The following is an 18243-nucleotide window of genomic DNA, read 5'->3' as shown; positions in this document are numbered from 1 at the left end:
TTTATAAACTCAGTGAATACGGGGCCTTTCGGGCATTTTCGAAAGTGGAAAACAAAATTAATCGACCAAATCACCCCGAAAACCGATAAATGGTAATAATGACCGTTAATTTCAGATTACGACCGAAGAACAAATAACGCATTCATTGTTAGGCGTTTAGCTCTTGCTTTGTCATGAATACTAAACCCCTAAAGATGAAAAAGCTGAGTTATTTGTTGATGATTATTGGTATGTTATGTGCTTCTTGTTCTAAAGAAGAATTGACAGAAACTGGAACGGTGGAAATTCACTTTTCAGTGTTAGAAGAAAACCATTCAGAATTTGCTATGGCCCTATGGGAGGCCGTAAATGCTTACAGGCGGGAAAAGGGATTGAACGAATTGTATTTGGACGACAACGCCGCCACTTCTTTGGCCATTCAACATAGTATGCATATGCGTACCGATGGAAGAATAAGCCACTATGGTTTTGTCGATCGCACAAGGGCATTAAAGAATGCAGGAGCCGAAAGTGTAGGAGAAAATGTGGCCTTTGGTTATCAAAGGGCCAGTGATGTTGTGGTGGCGTGGTCCAATAGTCCTGCCCATAAAATTGTGTTGGAAGGGAATTATACGCATTGCGGAATTGGAGTTGTGGCCGATGACGGAGGAAGGCAATACATGACCCAATTATTTTATCGATAACAACCCAATTTACCGTTTAGTGAAAATAACGACCGTTAATGGAATATAAAAGACCGTTAACCGTATTTAGGATTGCCAGTGGAAGCATTTGCACTTCCTTTGTTCCAGACAAAGAGCCTAATAGATAGGTTGGTTAAGTTTTTTGAAATTTTGCGTTACAACCCTTGTTTGTTGTGAAGGATTTGGCCGGTTTGCATTCTCCTCAGCCCAACTGTTAATCGAGCAAAAGTAGGTCAAAGAGTTTATGAAGACAGTTAATCCTATCCATGCCGGATCAAGGGGAGTTCCGGGATCATGGGTGAATACATGATCGCTGGATAGGATTAAAGGGTTGCAACTTTAAAAGGAAAATTCCATTCCTTTCCTCTTCTTCTTTCTTCTCATGGGAACCAAAATGGGGGTTTAGGTTCCAATTTTTGGAAACGGAATGGATTTTATGTCGCGAATTGGTGAATTTCCCCAAGGAGCGCATTAAAAAAAGGGAGTGTATTTTTTGGGCACTCCCTTTTGTTTTTTATAATGTTGAAGAATTCCTTTTTATCTCCAGAGTTAAATTTTGAAAGTAATCACAGGCATCTTGGCGTGGTTTACCAAGTCTTCACTAATACTGCCATTAAAGAAATGAGAAATCCCCTTTCTTCCATGTGTGCTCATCCCTACCAACTGGGCATTGTTTTCGCGGGCAAAACCGAGGATGCCTTTTTCGACCGAGGTGTCATTGTAAATATTAAGCGTATAGTTTTCTACGCCCATTCCTTTTATGAAGTTATTCATCATGGCATTGGCCTCGGTGGTAGTTTTGAAACCACTGGGTGTGTTGATGTAGAGGAGATGTAGCTTTGCACCCACGTCTTTCGCAAATTTTTGGGCCTTATCGAATGGCTGTCTACATTCTTCCGAAAAATCGGTAGCAAACACAAAATCCTTTACCTCAAAGTTTTTGTGTTCATTCTTAATGACCAGAACTGGTATTTTCGAAGTGCGTACTACTTTCTCTGCATTGCTCCCAATGAACATTTCCTTAAAGCCACTCGATCCATGCGATCCCATAACGATGAGATCAATGTCCTTTTCCTCAACAGTCTGTTTTACATCATCATAAATTTCTCCGTGACCAATGGCTTCGTAAATGTCTAAATCCTCTAGATACGGTAGCTCAAGGATTTTCTCAAACTCTTTTTCCGCTAGACGGATAAAGTAAATGGCTTCGGGAAGTGCAGCAGCAGGCCCCGCATCGTTAATGTGTGAGGGTAAATTGAGTGAATGCTCCAAATAAATTTCACTGTTATTTTTACGAGCAATTTGCGCAGCTACCTTTAAGGCATTTTCGGCCTGAACAGAGAAATCGGTAGGGACGAGGATGCGTTTCATAAGTACATATATTGGAAGGAATTAGCCCAATTAAAATACAAAATAATATTGAGCGCATGGGTTTTTATTATCTCGAAAAATATAGTATATTTGCACCGAATTTAAGAGCAATACGGCGAGGGGACGGGAAGTCCCCTCTTTTTATAGCCAAAATCGATGCAGGAGAAAGTAAGAGAATTGTTAGGAAAAGTACTGGAAGCAAACCCTTCCTTGTTTCTAATCGATCTAGAGTTTAGACCGGAAAACCAGATACGGGTCATCATAGATGGGGACCAAGGAGTTAAGGTTGAAGATTGTATTGCCGTGAGTCGTGCCATCGAGCATAACTTAGATCGGGAGGAAGAGGATTTTTCTTTGGAAGTCCTTTCTGCGGGAGTGTCTGAACCCCTTTCACAAGTACGACAGTACAAGAAGAATGTAGGGCGTAAGCTCAAGGTGAAGACAGACGAGGAAACCTTAGAAGGAGAATTGGTGAATGCCGACGAAGCGAATATCACCCTGCAGTGGAAGGCTCGCGAGCCCAAACCCGTAGGAAAAGGAAAAGTAACCGTTCAGAAAGAGGCGATAGTGCCTTACGAAAATATTGTAGAAGCAAAAGTTATGGTAACATTTTAATTTAGAATGATATGGAAAATTTAGCGTTGATCGAATCATTTTCAGAGTTCAAGGATGACAAGATGATAGACAGGGTTACGCTTATGGCGATCCTGGAGGATGTGTTTAGAAATGCACTCAAGAAGAAGTATGGAAGTGATGACAATTTCGATATCATTATTAACCCCGATAAAGGGGATTTGGAGATTTGGAGAAACCGCGTGGTTGTGGCCGATGGTGAAGTAGAGGATCCCAATGAGGAGATTTCCTTGAGCGAAGCGCGTAAGATTGAGGACGACTTTGAGGTGGGAGAAGATGTTTCGGAAGAAGTAAAATTAATCGACTTGGGACGTCGTTCCATTTTGGCCTTGCGTCAAAACCTGATTTCCAAAATACACGAACACGATAATACAAATATCTATAAGCAGTTCAAGGAGTTGGAAGGTGATATTTACACCGCTGAGGTGCATCACATTCGTCACAGAGCTGTGATTTTGTTGGATGATGAGGGGAATGAGATCATCCTTCCGAAGGAAAAACAAATCCCATCAGATTTCTTCAGAAAAGGAGATAATGTACGTGGAATTATTGAAAGCGTAGAGCTTAAAGGGAACAAACCCGCTATTATCATGTCCCGTGCGAGTCCTATCTTCTTGGAGAAATTGTTCGAACAGGAGATTCCAGAAGTATTCGACGGGTTGATCAATGTGAAGAAGGTGGTTCGTATTCCTGGAGAGAAGGCGAAAGTAGCGGTAGATTCGTATGACGATCGTATCGATCCGGTAGGAGCCTGTGTAGGGATGAAAGGTTCGAGAATCCATGGAATCGTTAGGGAATTGGGTAATGAGAACATCGATGTGATCAACTATACCAACAACCTTAACCTTTTCATTACACGTGCGCTTAGCCCAGCTAAGGTAACATCTATTAATATTGATGATGAAAACAAGCGTGCGGAAGTGATCCTAAAACCGGAAGAGGTGTCTAAGGCCATTGGTCGTGGAGGTCATAACATTCGTTTGGCCGGGCAACTAACGGGATATGAGATAGATGTGCTTCGAGAAGGAGCAGAAGAGGATGTAGAATTAACTGAATTTAGCGATGAGATCGAAGACTGGATCATCAATGAATTCAAGAAAATTGGGTTGGATACTGCCAAGAGTGTATTGGAAAAAGACATTTCTTTCTTGGTGAACGGTACCGACCTAGAAGAAGAGACCATTCAGGAAGTGGTCAACATATTAAAGGAAGAATTTGAAGAGTAGTCGAAAGTTTGACTACATTTACGATTCATTTATAAAAAAGAATAACAGGAAAGCAGTTTATGGCTGAAGTAAAAACAATGAGACTTAGTAAAGTACTAAGGGAGTTCAACATCTCACTGGATCGTGCCGTGGAGCATTTAGCAACACATGGTTACGATATCGAGGCGCGTCCTACGACCAAGATTAGTGATGTGGAATACCAAGTGCTTTTCGATGAATTTCAAACCGACAAAAGCAAAAAGGTTGCCTCCAAAGAAGTTGGTGAGGAGAAGCGTAAGGAAAAGGAAGAGCTTCGTTTGGCACGTGAAAAAGAGTTGGAGGAAAAACAATCGTCCGAGTCTCGCATAATTAAAGCCGAAGCCAAACTGGAAGGACCCAAGCAAGTGGGTAAAATCGATTTGGAAGGTGCGAAGGCGAAGAAAGAAGAGGTGAAAGAAGAACCTGCTGCTCCCGAAGAGAAGGTAGAAGAAGCTCCTGTTAAAGAAGAGAAAAAGGAAGAGGCTCCTAAGGAGGAAAAGAAGGAAGAGAAGAAGAAGGAGGAGGTCGCCAAGAAGAAGGAACCGGTTGCTAAGAAAGAAGAAGCACCCAAGAAAGAGGAGGCGCCAAAGAAAGAAGAGCCCGAAGCACCCAAGGAGCCGGAAAAGGTAAAAACCCAGTACAAAAAACTGGATGGACCCAAGTTTACAGGGAACAAAATTGACCTTTCCAAGTTCAAGAAGCCAGAGAAAAAGAAAGATCCTAAAAAGGACGATAAGCAAAAGGCCGAAAAGAAGACCAAGCGTCGAAGAATTAGTAAAGGCCCATCTCAAGGAGGAAACAATTATCGCGATAACAGAGGAAAAGGAAAAGGGAGAACCCATATTCCTAAAGAAGAGCCGAGCGAAGAAGAAGTGCAAAAACAGGTAAGGGAAACCTTAGAGAAGCTGCAAGGAAAATCTTCCAAAGGTAAAGCGGCCAAGTACCGTAGGGAAAAGCGTGATATCCACAGACAGAAGACCGAAGAGGAACTGGCACAGTTGGATGCAGCAAGCAAAATCCTGAAGGTAACCGAGTTTGTTACCGTTAGTGAGGTGGCTACCATGATGAATGTTCCTGTAACGCAGGTAATTTCGGCATGTATGTCCTTAGGGATGATGGTGACCATGAACCAGCGTTTGGATGCAGAGACCTTAAGTATCGTGTCCGATGAATTTGGCTTCTCTGTGGAGTTTGTTACTGCGGATATTGAAGAAGCGATTCAGGAGGTTGAAGACAATCCAGAAGATTTAGAGACAAGAGCACCGATTGTTACCGTAATGGGTCACGTAGACCACGGAAAAACGTCCCTACTGGATTACATTCGTGAAGAGAATGTGATCGCGGGGGAATCAGGAGGTATTACACAGCACATCGGAGCTTATGGGGTAACGCTAGAAAGCGGACAGAAGATTGCTTTCTTGGATACACCGGGTCACGAAGCGTTTACCGCGATGCGTGCCCGTGGAGCACAGGTTACCGATTTAGCGATTATCGTGGTTGCGGCAGATGATGATATCATGCCGCAGACCAAAGAAGCCATCTCCCACGCGCAAGCTGCAGGGGTGCCTATCGTTTTCGCTATTAATAAGATTGACAAGCCCACAGCAAATCCAGATAAGATTAAGGAAGGCTTAGCCGCCATGAATCTATTGGTAGAAGATTGGGGTGGAAAAATCCAATCCCACGATATTTCGGCAAAAACCGGACAAGGGGTGAACGAACTTTTGGAAAAAGTCTTGTTAGAAGCTGAATTATTGGAATTGCAAGCCAATCCTAATAAAGTTGCCAATGGTACTGTTGTGGAAGCATTCTTGGACAAAGGACGTGGATATGTTTCTACCATCCTTGTACAAGGAGGTACCTTGAAGATCGGAGATTATGTATTGGCTGGTCAACACAGTGGTAAAGTAAAAGCCATGCACGATGAGCGTGGTAACAAAATAAAAGAGGCAGGGCCTTCTACGCCGGTTTCCATTCTTGGATTGGACGGAGCACCACAAGCGGGTGATAAGTTCAACGTATTCGAGGACGAACGTGAAGCCAAGGATATTGCCACTAAGCGAACCCAATTACAGCGTGAGCAGAGTGTGAGAACACAGCGTCACATTACACTGGACGAGATTGGACGTCGTATTGCATTGGGAGACTTCAAGGAGTTGAACATTATCCTGAAAGGGGATGTGGACGGATCTGTAGAAGCATTGACAGATTCCTTCTTGAAACTTTCTACGGAAGAAATCCAAGTGAATATCATCCATAAAGGAGTGGGTGCCATTACCGAAAGTGATGTGTTGTTAGCATCCGCTTCCGATGCGATCGTAATCGGGTTTAACGTACGTCCTATGGGGAATGCGCGTCAGGTAGCCGATAAGGAGGAAATCGATATCCGAATGTACTCCATTATCTATGATGCTATCAACGACCTGAAAGATGCGATGGAAGGAATGTTGTCTCCAGAAATGAAAGAGGAGATTACAGGTACTGCCGAAATCCGTGAGACCTTCAAGATCTCCAAAATTGGAACCATTGCAGGATGTATGGTAACCAATGGTAAGATCTTTAGAAATTCCGGTATCCGACTTATCCGTGAAGGTGTAGTAGTATACACAGGGGAATTGTCTTCCTTGAAGCGATTTAAGGACGATGTGAAGGAAGTGTCCAAAGGATACGATTGCGGTATGCAGATTAAGAACTACAACGATATCAAGGAAGGCGATATCCTAGAAGCATTCCAAGAAGTTGCAGTGAAGAAGAAACTATAAGAATTTATTTTTATAACCCTAAGAAAACATCAAATGAGGCTCGCTTCGTTTGATGTTTCTTTTTTTAATAATCCTATATAATGAAGAAAAACGTATTGGTTTTTATGATGTTATCTGTTCTTTTTGTTTCCTGTAATAAGGACGATGGGGATAGTAATTCGGCTGTAGAAGAAAACAGCTTTACACTCACGGTCGATGGTGAAAATGTGCCTATTGCTACCGTAATTGGTCAACGTTCGGAAGACAGCTTTACAGCCATCGGTTTGGCAAGTGATGGTCGAGCTATTGAGTTACCTTTCCATAGACTGGGGAATTACGGACAGATCGATTATCTCACGGGAGGAACACCGCTATCCTACGGTTCTGCTGTGTTTTTTACAGATAACACATTCTCCTATACTATTTTAGATATCAATGAGTCGGCACAGACCATATCTGGGGAGTTCTCCGGATTGCTTTATGAAGATGAATTCGATGTTACATCACCAACGATTACTGTATCTGGATCCTATAATATTCCTTATACGATCGTGACGCCTCAGGTAGAAAACCTTGAGGTTTCTGCTACAATCGACGGGACACCATGGTACAGTACCAAATCGGCCACAACAGGTGGCTGCTGTGGAAGTTCTATTGAAACAAAATGGAGGTACAATGAAACTCCTTATGAAATAGGATTAACCATAGACCGAAACAATTTGGTAGAAGGGACGTATGGATTCAATAACGGTAGTGCATTCAATACTATGGAGTTTATTGAAATAATCAATGCGGAAGAAGTGGTAGAGTACGAAACCAGCGGTACTTTGGTTATAGAATCTGTAGGGGTAGAAAATGGCGTTAACGTGCTAAGGGCTACTTATTCATTTATTGCAACAAACCCGGTGGATAATTCTCAGATCGCGGTGAATTCTGGAGTTTTTAATATTCCACTTCTTTAAGAATAGAGGCATATCATAAACTAAAAAAAGCTCCCAAATTTGGGAGCTTTTTTATGCAATAGTAGGAACCGTGAAAGCGATTCCTTGAAATTTACTTTTGTTGTTTTCGAGGTAATTTAAGTGCATTGGGGAAATTACGATGGATTTCCAGTAATGCTCTATCTGCTTGAATACGAGAATTATAGTTCCCTACCCATACTTTGTAGTTGGGTGTTTCGTATTCTATGGAAGCCGGCCATTGGGCGTATTTGTTCCGATATTTTGAAATGGTGGCGTTTGCCCCTCGTAAAGAACCCGAATAGATTTGAATGGTATATCCATCGCTCAATTCGTTGTCCTTCTCCATGTCTTTTTTCAGTTCTAGGAGTTCGGGTATTTTTTCATCTTGATTTACCGTTACCGTGGCTGTTTGTGCCAAAGTGGAAAACGAAAATACCACGGCGAAAAGGGTAAAAAACAAATACTTGTTTGGGTTTCGAAACACAGACATATTCTTTCTTTTTTGCAAATGTAAATCTAAATAACTTTTTTAGTTGTCAATTTATTATTTAGAATCTATATAAATTAGGTTTAACAGTTCATTTGGATTTCTAAAATCGACTTTATGGCGTACTTTTGCACAGTTATTTGAGGCACGTAAAATCTGTTAGAATTGACAACTTTTTATAACCAATTGCGTGCCAAACTTATGGATAATAATATAACCGATCGTATGGAAAAGGTACCTTACCGAAATCTACCCAAAAAATGGTCATTTATTGCGTTAGTTTTTTTGCTAACGTTTTCTTTCTCCCAAAGCGCTTTTGCCTCTACTTCTTTTCTGCCCACTCAGGCTGTCGATACGGCTGCGGGTGAGAAATTGTTTAAGGCCAATTGTGCGGCGTGTCATAAATTATACAAACCGGCTACAGGTCCTGCCTTGTTCGAAGTAGGTGATAAGTACGATCGTGAGTGGTTGTACAAGTGGATTCGCAATAGCCAGGAATTGGTGAAGTCTGGAGATGCAACGGCTGTAAAACTTTTCAATGAGTACAATCAGTCCGTAATGACGGCTTTCCCAACCTTAACCAACGAGGATATTGATAATATCATTGCGTATACGTACACAAAAAAGAAGACTGTTGCTCCACCACCCGTTGATCCAGCTACAGCTGGAGGTGGCGGAATTTCAAATAACATCATTTTGGCGATTCTTGCTTTGATGTTCTTGATGCTAATCATCGTATTGGTGTTGGTGAACAAGACCTTGCGAAGATTTGCAGAGGCTCAAGGTGTGGAATTGGAAGAGAAAGAAAAGTCGACCCCAATCTGGAAGGCCTTTGTCGAAAACCAGTTCTTGGTATTGTCGACTTCTATCTTCCTGTTGTTGGCGGCTGGATATTTCGCTTATGGATGGATGTCGCAGATAGATGTTAATCAGGGTTATGCGCCCGTACAACCCATTCACTACTCCCATAGAATCCATGCGGGGGTAAATAAAATAGACTGTAACTACTGTCACAGTTCGGCTCGCAAGAGTAAGACTTCAGGAATTCCTTCCTTGAACGTGTGTATGAACTGTCATAAAAATATTGGTGAGGTGGCTGCCGAAACTTTGGCGGAAGGACAAAGCGAATACGGAGTGGATTACAATGCGGAAATCCAAAAACTCTACGCTGCCGTGGGTTGGGATGAAGCAACGCAATCCTACACGGGGGAAGAAAAGCCTGTGAAGTGGGTGCGTATCCACAACCTGCCAGACTTTGCTTACTTCAACCACTCACAGCACGTAACAGTAGCTGGGGTAGAGTGTCAGACCTGTCACGGACCGGTAGAAGAAATGGAGATTCTAGAGCAGCATGCACCGCTTACTATGGGATGGTGTATTAACTGTCACAGAGAAACCAATGTTAATGTAGCCGACAACGAGTACTACGAGAAAATCCACGAGGAGCTTTCCAAGAAGTATGGAAAAGAGCGTTTGACGGCCGCCGAAATGGGTGGTTTGGAATGTGGAAAGTGTCACTACTAATTTAATCTTGAATATTATTTTACAATCATAATATGGCATCAAACAAGAAATACTGGAAAAGTGTTGAAGAGCTGAACGAGAATAGCTCTATTGTTGAGACGCTAAAACAAAACGAATTTGTAGAGCCCATTCCTACGGATGATTTCTTGGGCGACAAAGAAACGTTAGAAGCTTCCTCAACCACACGTCGCGATTTCTTAAAATATGTTGGATTCACAACTGCAGCTGCTTCTTTGGCTGCCTGTGAAGGTCCTGTTATCAAATCCATTCCTTATGTAGTGGCACCGGACGAAATCGTTCCTGGAGTAGCTAACTACTATGCAACAACCATTGCAGATGGATTCGACTTTGCCAATGTCTTGGTAAAAACACGCGAAGGACGTCCTATCAAAATTGAGCGAAATGATCTAGCAAATCACGGAGGTAGTGTAAATGCCCGTGTGCATGCTTCTGTACTTTCCATGTACGATCAGTATCGCTTGCAAGGACCCAAAGTAAATGGAGAAGATGCTTCTTGGGACGAATTGCATACCGCAGTCGCTGGGAAGTTGAACGAGACCGCTGGGCAGGATGTAGTATTGTTGACCCAGACGTTCGCAAGTCCATCTACGTCTCAATTGATTGCCGATTTTAAAGCAAAATATCCGAACATTCGTCACGTAATCTATGACGCCGTTTCTTCCAGCTTTGCTGCGGATGCTTTCCAGGCTAAGTATGGAACTAGAGCCCTTGCGGACTACGATTTCTCTAAAGCTGAGGTAATCGTTTCTGTAGGTGCCGATTTCATCGGTGACTGGCAAGGTGGTGGTTACGAAGCAGGATATGCGAAAGGACGTGTTCCTAAGGACGGAAAAATGTCCAAGCACTATCAGTTCGAAGCAAATATGACACTTTCTGGAGCTAACGCCGATGTGCGTGTTCCAGTTACTCCATCGGATCAAGCAAAAGTGCTTAATGCTCTTATGGGAGGAAGTGCTTCTGGTTTGGCCGACAATGTTGCTGAAGCTGTGAATAAAGCGAAAGCGCAATTGGCGAAGGCAGGTGCTAAAGGAGTAATCATTACCGGAGTACAGGATGCACAAATGCAAGAAGCTGTGCTTAACTACAATGAGTCTGTTGGAAGTGAAGTAATGGATACTGCAAATCCACGTATGACGGCTATGGGTAATGCAGCCGATGTTGCCAACGTAATGAACGGAGTGGTAAGCGGAAGCGTAAAAGGATTGATCACGGTAGGGGTTAACCCAGTGTATTCTTTCCCGCACAGTGAGTTTGCTGCTGCCTATGAAAATCTTGACTTCACTTTGGCATTTGCCATGAAAGAAGATGAGACGGCTTCCAAAGCAAAATTGGTCGCTGCAACCCCTCACTACCTAGAGTCTTGGGGTGACGCGCAACTTAAGAAAGGTGTATTTAGTTTGATGCAACCAACAATTCGTCCGCTATTCAATACCCAGCAATTCCAGGATTGTTTGGTACAGTGGACCGAAAATGGAGACTCTTACTATAATTATATTAAGGACATGTGGAGTGGAACCATCCTAGCCGATGGTGGTTCTTGGAACCAAGCTTTGCATGATGGTGTGTACGAAAGCGCGGTAGAAATCACTACCGATGCTGATACTGCCGAAACTACTGAGTCCTCAACATCCAATGGAGCGTTGAGTACTACTCAGGGTGGTATGGAACTTACCTTATATACCAAGACAGGACTGGGAGACGGACAACAAGCCAACAACCCTTGGTTGCAGGAATTGCCAGATCCTATTACCAGAACTACTTGGGATAACTACGTAACTGTTTCTGCAGCTGATGCCAAAGATCTTGGATTGGAGAACTGGAACGTAGCCAACGGAGGATTGAACGGTAGCTACGTAAATGTAAAGATGGCAGGGGTTACTATAGAAAGAGTTCCTGTTTTGATTCAACCAGGACAGGCAAAAGGATCCGTTGGATTGGCTTTGGGATATGGACGTACTGATTCTGTCCAGAGCGAAATGCAGACTGGTGTAAATGCCTATAGATTATATAATAACTTCTCTACTACACAGGGAGGGGTTACGTTAGAAAAAGTTTCTGGAGAACACGAGTTCGCCTGTGTGCAGTTGCACAATACCATGATGGGGCGTGATATCATTCGCGAAACCACCTTGGAAATTTTCAACACCACCAAGAAAGACAAGCACGGAGAATATGCTTGGAACCCGATGCCAAAGGTTTCCAAAGATCACCAGGAAATCAAGGTTACAGATCCGGGTGCCGACCTTTGGGATGAGTTCGATCGTTCTATTGGGCATCACTTCAACTTGTCCATCGATTTGAATTCATGTACAGGTTGTGGAGCTTGTGTGATTGCTTGTCATGCTGAAAACAACGTACCTGTTGTTGGTAAGTCTGAAATGCGTCGTAGCCGTGATATGCACTGGCTACGTATCGATAGATACTACTCTTCTGAAGATTCCTTCGCAGATGATTTAGAGAAGAAAGAAAATATTTCTGGATTGGGAAGTTCCCTTTCCGAATTCAACGAAATGGAAAGCGCTGCGGCCAATCCGCAAGTGGCCTTCCAGCCTGTAATGTGTCAGCACTGTAACCACGCTCCTTGTGAGACGGTTTGTCCAGTAGCTGCTACTTCTCATGGGCGTCAAGGACAAAACCACATGGCGTACAATCGTTGTGTAGGAACCCGTTACTGTGCGAACAACTGTCCGTACAAAGTACGTCGTTTCAACTGGTTCTTGTATGCAGAGAACGATGAGTTCGATTACAACATGAACAACGATCTAGGACGTATGGTATTGAACCCAGATGTAGTAGTTCGTTCCCGTGGGGTAATGGAAAAATGTTCTATGTGTATCCAAATGACACAAAAGACCATTTTGGATGCCAAGCGTGACGGAAGACCTGTGAAGACCAACGAGTTTAAGACAGCGTGTTCTGCGGCTTGTGAGACAGGAGCTATCCAATTCGGGGATATCAATGATCACGACAGTGAGATTTTCGAATTGAAAGAAAACAAACGTATGTATCACCTATTGGAAGCGGTTGGAACCGAACCTAATGTGTTCTACCAAACCAAAGTGAGAAATACCAACGAAGCATAATAATCTAACTAAGAAATTGAATATATAGATATGGCGTCGCATTACGAAGCACCTATTAGAAGACCCTTAGTTACAGGAGATAAAAGCTACCACGATGTTACTGTGGATGTAGCAGCTCCCGTAGAAGGAAAAGCCAATAAACAGTGGTGGATAGTATTCTCTATTGCCTTGGTTGCCTTTTTATGGGGATTGGGTTGTATCATTTATACCATCTCGACCGGTATCGGGGTTTGGGGATTAAACAAGACCGTTAACTGGGCTTGGGACATTACCAACTTCGTTTGGTGGGTAGGTATTGGTCACGCAGGAACGCTGATTTCGGCGGTACTATTGCTATTCCGTCAGAAATGGAGAATGGCAATTAACCGTTCTGCAGAGGCGATGACCATTTTCTCGGTAATTCAGGCGGGATTGTTCCCGATCATTCACATGGGACGTCCATGGTTGGCATACTGGGTACTACCTATTCCTAACCAGTTCGGATCCCTTTGGGTAAACTTCAACTCACCACTACTTTGGGACGTATTTGCGATCTCTACCTATCTTTCGGTATCCTTGGTATTCTGGTGGACAGGGTTACTTCCTGACTTCGCGATGATTCGTGATAGAGCGATTACCCCATTTACCAAAAGAGTATATAGCATTCTATCCTTCGGATGGAGTGGACGCGCCAAAGACTGGCAACGTTTTGAGGAAGTTTCCTTGGTATTGGCCGGATTGGCAACACCACTGGTACTTTCTGTACACACCATTGTATCCTTCGACTTCGCAACTTCGGTAATTCCTGGATGGCACACCACCATCTTCCCACCGTACTTCGTTGCTGGGGCGATTTTCTCTGGATTCGCAATGGTAAATACCCTTCTTATTATTATGAGAAAGGTATCCAACTTAGAAGATTATATTACCATTCAGCATATCGAATTAATGAACATCGTAATTATGATCACCGGATCTATTGTAGGGGTGGCCTATATTACGGAGCTGTTCATTGCTTGGTATTCTGGAGTGGAATATGAACAATACGCATTCTTGAACCGTGCTACCGGACCTTACTGGTGGGCTTACTGGGCGATGATGACCTGTAACGTATTCTCGCCTCAGTTTATGTGGTTCCCTAAATTGAGAAGAAGTATCATGTTCTCATTCTTCATCTCTATTGTAGTAAACATTGGGATGTGGTTTGAGCGTTTTGTAATTATCGTTACTTCATTGCACAGGGATTACCTTCCATCTTCTTGGACGATGTTCTCCCCAACCTTTGTGGATATCGGAATTTTCATCGGAACTATTGGATTCTTCTTTGTCCTTTTCCTATTGTATTCAAGAACCTTCCCAGTAATTGCACAGGCAGAGGTGAAGTCGATTTTGAAATCATCTGGAGATCGTTACAAGAACCTGAGATCTGAGCAAGGAGATGATGCCAAGCATTATGAAATGCCAGAAGGTGCAGCAGCTGTAGTGAGTGGAGCAGAGGCTGGAGGAGCAGAAGCATCAGGTGGTGCGGAAGCTTCAGAAGAAGATCATTCAGCAAAAGCAGATTCGTTGTTGAGCAGTATCGGAACCTTTGATCCGGATACGCAAACGGCCGATGACTTAAAGAGAATTAGCGGTGTAGGTCCTAAAATGGAAGGAAAATTACACCAATTGGGCATTTATACTTTCGAGCAAGTAAGTAAAATGACCGATAGAGAATACGATTTATTAGACAGCATCACTGGAGAGTTCCCAGGTCGTGCCAAGCGCGACGACTGGGCTGGACAGGCTGCTAAACTTAAAAATAGTTAAGGTATGGCTTCGAAAGTAATTCACGCTATCTATAACGACGATGATATCCTAATGAACGCGGTAAAGGCGGTTCGTAAGGAGCACTATCATATTGATGAAGTATATACTCCATTCCCAGTGCACGGGCTCGATAAAGCCATGGGATTGGAAGATACCCGAATCGCCATCTGTTCCTTCATGTACGGATGTGTAGGTTTGGCTGTAGCTATTACCATGATGAACTATATCATGATCGAGGACTGGCCCCAGAACATTGGTGGAAAGCCGAGCTTTAGTTATTTGGAAAACATGCCGGCATTCGTACCTATTATGTTCGAGATGACTGTATTTTTTGCTGCTCACCTTATGGTTATCACTTTCTACATGCGTAGCAAGTTGTGGCCTTTCAAAAAAGCAGAGAATCCTGATGTTCGCACAACCGATGACCATTTCCTAATGGCTATCGATGCAGGTCACCACAATGTGGACGACGTATCCAAATTTTTGAGCGATACAGGTGCCATTGAAATTAGTTTACACGATAAAGAAGACGATCACTAATATGAAACGTATTTTAACCATAGCACTTCTGTTTTCCGCGTCCATCACGATGGTATCGTGTTTCGATAGCGATAAACCCAACTATCAATACATGCCTAATATGTATAAGCCGGTAGGTTACGAAACCTATGGTGAGTATGAGGTGTTCGATAATGTTACAGGAGGATCAGAAGCTATGCTTCCTGCTCCAAATTCCATTCCAAGAGGATGGCAGCCTTATGACTATCCCGATACCAATGAAGGAAGGGAATTAGCGAAAGTGGAATTGACCAACCCATTACCCGTTACTCAAAAGAACCTGGATAAAGGAAAAGAGATGTACGATATCTACTGTGGCGTATGTCACGGAGATAAAGGGGATGGACAAGGAATCTTAGTGAAGAATGAAAAGATATTGGGTATACCAAGTTATGCAGATCCAGGAAGGGTAATTACTGAAGGTGGAACATACCACGTTCAGATGTTCGGACTAAACTCTATGGGATCGTATGCTTCACAAACCAATGAAGAAGAGCGTTGGCAAATCACCATGCACGTAATGAATTTGAAAGCGGCTTTGGAAGGAACAGCTCCTTTAGAAATCGTTGCGCCTGCGGAAGATGTAGATGGAGGTATTGCAGCCACCGACGAGACTGAAACCCTTGAAGGTGGAGACACCCAAGAAGGTGACGATCACGAAAACGAAGAACAACACTAACTGAAGAACAAAGAGAATAGCTACAGATATGGATACGTATAAGTATAAGCTACCTAATAAATTAAGAATATTCGCAATCGCCTGCATGTTGTTGGGAGCGATTGGTTTTATAACCGGATATGCTTTAACTCCTAAAACCATTGAAAAGGTGAAGGAGATTGAGGCGAGCCATCATGGCGATGGACATGGTGGAGGCCACGCTACAACCGACGCTCATGGAGGTGACCATGCAGATGACGCTCACGGAGGCGATGCGCATTACGAGCATGTATTGCACCAAATGCAAAACAGACCTTGGTCCGCACTTTACATTGCATCGTTCTTTTTCTTCATGATCGCATTGGGAACCTTAGCGTTCTACGCCATACAACATGCCTCACAAGCAGGATGGTCTCCCGTTCTCTTTAGGGTAATGGAAGGTATTACCGCCTATTTGCCATGGGCATCTGTAATTATATTGATACTATTACTGCTTTCAGTATTCCATGTAAACCACATATTCCACTGGATGGAACCAGAATTGATAGATCCTGAAAGTGATAAATACGATAAATTGATTGCCGGTAAGAGCGGATGGTTAAATACCACTGGATTCTTGATCCGTGCAGTAATCTACCTAGCAGGATTTAATGCATACCGTTACTTCTCTAGAAAATGGTCTTTGAATCAGGACAATGCTACCGACAACCGTTGGTTTAAGAAGAACTTTAAATTAGCTGCTGGATTCTTGGTATTCTTTATCTACACAGAATCCATGATGTCATGGGATTGGATTATGAGTTTCGATCCGCACTGGTTCTCTACCCTATTTGGATGGTATGTGTTTGCAGGAATGATGGTAAGTGCTATCACTGTAATCGCGATGATTACCATTTACCTAAAATCTCAAGGATATTTAGAATTTGTGAACGATAGCCACATTCACGATTTGGCTAAGTTCATGTTTGCTTTCAGTATTTTCTGGACGTACTTGTGGTTCTCACAATTTATGTTGATCTGGTATGCGAATATCCCAGAAGAAGTAACGTATTTCGTAACACGTATAGAAGATTACAAATTACCGTTCTTCGGAATGCTTGCTATGAACTTCATCTTCCCATTATTGATTCTTATGAACAGTGATTACAAGCGTGTAAACTGGTTCGTGATCATGGCTGGGGTGGTGATCTTGGCAGGACACTACATTGATGTGTTCAATATGGTGATGCCAGGTACTGTAGGAACATCTTGGTTCATTGGATTGCCAGAACTAGGATCCCTACTATTCTTCTTTGGGCTGTTTATATTCGTAGTATTTACGGCATTGACCAAGGAGTCGCTACTGGCGAAAGGAAGTCCGTTTATGAAGGAGAGTAAGCATTTTCATTATTAATTAAATTAAAGAAGACAGATAACGATGACCGCATTTTTAGTTGTACTAGTAATCATACTTTTTGGAGTTGCTGTTTGGCAGATGGGAAAGATATTCCAGTTGTCCAAGAACAGACAAGAAGATTCCGAAGTAGCTAATGACAAGGACAATAACATGAACGGATGGCTCATGTTAGGGTTTGTCCTCTTTATTTACATACTCAGCATTGTTTGTTTTTGGTTGTGGGGCGATGTAATGTTGCCAGAATCGGCATCGGAACACGGTGTTGGGATCGATCAACTTTGGTTAATATCCATGATTCTAATCTTCGTGGTTGGAATTGTTACCCAATGGTTGCTTCACTATTTTGCATTTAAATATCGTGGAAGAAAAGGACAAAGAGCCGTTTTCTTTGCCGATAATGATAAATTGGAGTTCATCTGGACGATCATTCCGGTAATTGTATTGGCGGGATTGATTATCTACGGACTTTTCACTTGGACCGATATCATGAACATCGATACCGAAGACGATCCTTTGGTAGTTGAGTTGTATGCCTATCAGTTTGATTGGAGAGCTCGTTATGGAGGTGAAGATAATACTCTAGGAGAGGCTAATGTTCGTTTGATCGAAGGAGCCAACCAATTGGGGGTAGATGCAGCCGATCCGAATGCACAGGACGATATCGTTGTAAACGAATTACACTTGCCTGTAGGAAGAAAGGTGCTGTTCAAGATGCGTTCGCAGGATGTGCTACACTCTGCCTACATGCCTCACTTTAGAGCACAAATGAACTGTGTACCTGGTATGATTACTCAATTCGCTTTCACACCTACCAAGACAACTGCGGAAATGAGAGAGAACGATGAGATCGTAGCCAAGGTTACGAAGATCAACAATATTAGAAGAGAGAACAGTCAGGCTTTAATAGCCAAAGGGGAAGAGCCACTAGAGCCTTATACCTTCGATTATTTACTTCTTTGTAATAAGATATGTGGTAACAACCACTATAACATGCAAATGAAGATTATCGTAGAGACCCAAGAAGAATATGATGCTTGGATAGCAGAACAGGCCACCTTGGCGGAAACCCTTAAACAATAACAAAAAAATAGCTT

At 42.8% G+C, this 18243-nt stretch carries 14 protein-coding genes; 12 read left to right on the top strand and 2 right to left on the bottom strand.

The window, feature by feature from the left end; all coding sequences use genetic code 11:
- Positions 1-194 precede the first annotated feature (194 nt).
- The gene (locus tag POV27_RS17360; protein ID WP_272864060.1) at positions 195-683 is read left to right on the top strand and encodes a CAP domain-containing protein; all 489 of its coding nucleotides are present in this window, start codon (positions 195-197) and stop codon (positions 681-683) included.
- A 549-nt stretch (positions 684-1232) separates the two neighbouring features.
- On the opposite strand, the gene POV27_RS17355 is transcribed toward POV27_RS17360, so the two are convergent.
- The gene (locus POV27_RS17355) at positions 1233-2054 is read right to left on the bottom strand and encodes a universal stress protein (RefSeq protein ID WP_272864059.1); all 822 of its coding nucleotides are present in this window, start codon (positions 2052-2054) and stop codon (positions 1233-1235) included.
- Positions 2055-2210: 156 nt separating this feature from the next.
- Here POV27_RS17355 and rimP point away from each other — a divergent pair, with 156 nt between their 5' ends.
- The 4 genes from rimP to POV27_RS17335 all read left to right on the top strand — a co-directional run bounded on the left by rimP (position 2211) and on the right by POV27_RS17335 (position 7634).
- Complete coding sequence (gene rimP / locus POV27_RS17350; RefSeq protein WP_272864058.1) at positions 2211-2669, top strand: ribosome assembly cofactor RimP; 459 nt, start codon at positions 2211-2213, stop codon at positions 2667-2669.
- A gap of 11 nt (positions 2670-2680) precedes the next feature.
- Positions 2681-3913, top strand: a complete 1233-nt coding sequence (gene nusA / locus POV27_RS17345; RefSeq protein WP_272864057.1) for a transcription termination factor NusA — start codon at positions 2681-2683, stop codon at positions 3911-3913.
- Positions 3914-3972: 59 nt separating this feature from the next.
- Positions 3973-6693, top strand: a complete 2721-nt coding sequence (gene infB / locus POV27_RS17340) for a translation initiation factor IF-2 (protein WP_272864056.1) — start codon at positions 3973-3975, stop codon at positions 6691-6693.
- An 80-nt stretch (positions 6694-6773) separates the two neighbouring features.
- Positions 6774-7634, top strand: a complete 861-nt coding sequence (locus POV27_RS17335; protein ID WP_272864055.1) for a hypothetical protein — start codon at positions 6774-6776, stop codon at positions 7632-7634.
- 91 nt (positions 7635-7725) lie between these two features.
- Here POV27_RS17335 and POV27_RS17330 read toward each other — a convergent pair whose 3' ends face one another.
- Positions 7726-8124, bottom strand: coding sequence for an SPOR domain-containing protein (locus POV27_RS17330; RefSeq protein ID WP_272864054.1), 399 nt, complete (start codon positions 8122-8124; stop codon positions 7726-7728).
- A 222-nt stretch (positions 8125-8346) separates the two neighbouring features.
- On the opposite strand from POV27_RS17330, the gene POV27_RS17325 reads away from it, so the two are divergent.
- The 7 genes from POV27_RS17325 to POV27_RS17295 are packed head-to-tail and all read left to right on the top strand — an operon-like array spanning position 8347 to position 18229.
- The gene (locus POV27_RS17325; protein ID WP_272864053.1) at positions 8347-9645 is read left to right on the top strand and encodes a c-type cytochrome; all 1299 of its coding nucleotides are present in this window, start codon (positions 8347-8349) and stop codon (positions 9643-9645) included.
- A gap of 32 nt (positions 9646-9677) precedes the next feature.
- A complete protein-coding gene (locus POV27_RS17320; protein ID WP_272864052.1) occupies positions 9678-12749 on the top strand; it encodes a TAT-variant-translocated molybdopterin oxidoreductase in 3072 nt (1023 codons plus the stop codon).
- A gap of 30 nt (positions 12750-12779) precedes the next feature.
- A complete protein-coding gene (nrfD, locus tag POV27_RS17315; protein WP_272864051.1) occupies positions 12780-14537 on the top strand; it encodes an NrfD/PsrC family molybdoenzyme membrane anchor subunit in 1758 nt (585 codons plus the stop codon).
- Between the two features lie 3 nt (positions 14538-14540).
- Complete coding sequence (locus tag POV27_RS17310) at positions 14541-15077, top strand: DUF3341 domain-containing protein (RefSeq protein WP_272864050.1); 537 nt, start codon at positions 14541-14543, stop codon at positions 15075-15077.
- 1 nt (position 15078) lies between these two features.
- The gene (locus tag POV27_RS17305) at positions 15079-15774 is read left to right on the top strand and encodes a c-type cytochrome (protein ID WP_272864049.1); all 696 of its coding nucleotides are present in this window, start codon (positions 15079-15081) and stop codon (positions 15772-15774) included.
- 28 nt (positions 15775-15802) lie between these two features.
- The gene (locus POV27_RS17300) at positions 15803-17146 is read left to right on the top strand and encodes a quinol:cytochrome C oxidoreductase (RefSeq protein ID WP_272864048.1); all 1344 of its coding nucleotides are present in this window, start codon (positions 15803-15805) and stop codon (positions 17144-17146) included.
- A 24-nt stretch (positions 17147-17170) separates the two neighbouring features.
- On the top strand, positions 17171-18229 hold the full coding sequence (locus tag POV27_RS17295; RefSeq protein WP_272864047.1) for a cytochrome c oxidase subunit II: 1059 nt from the start codon (positions 17171-17173) through the stop codon (positions 18227-18229).
- Positions 18230-18243: the final 14 nt, after the last annotated feature.

Origin of the sequence: Aureisphaera galaxeae (assembly GCF_028561275.1) — a bacterium.
GTDB classification, from domain to species: domain Bacteria; phylum Bacteroidota; class Bacteroidia; order Flavobacteriales; family Flavobacteriaceae; genus Aureisphaera; species Aureisphaera galaxeae.
This window is presented reverse-complemented; position numbering and strand designations above follow the sequence as displayed.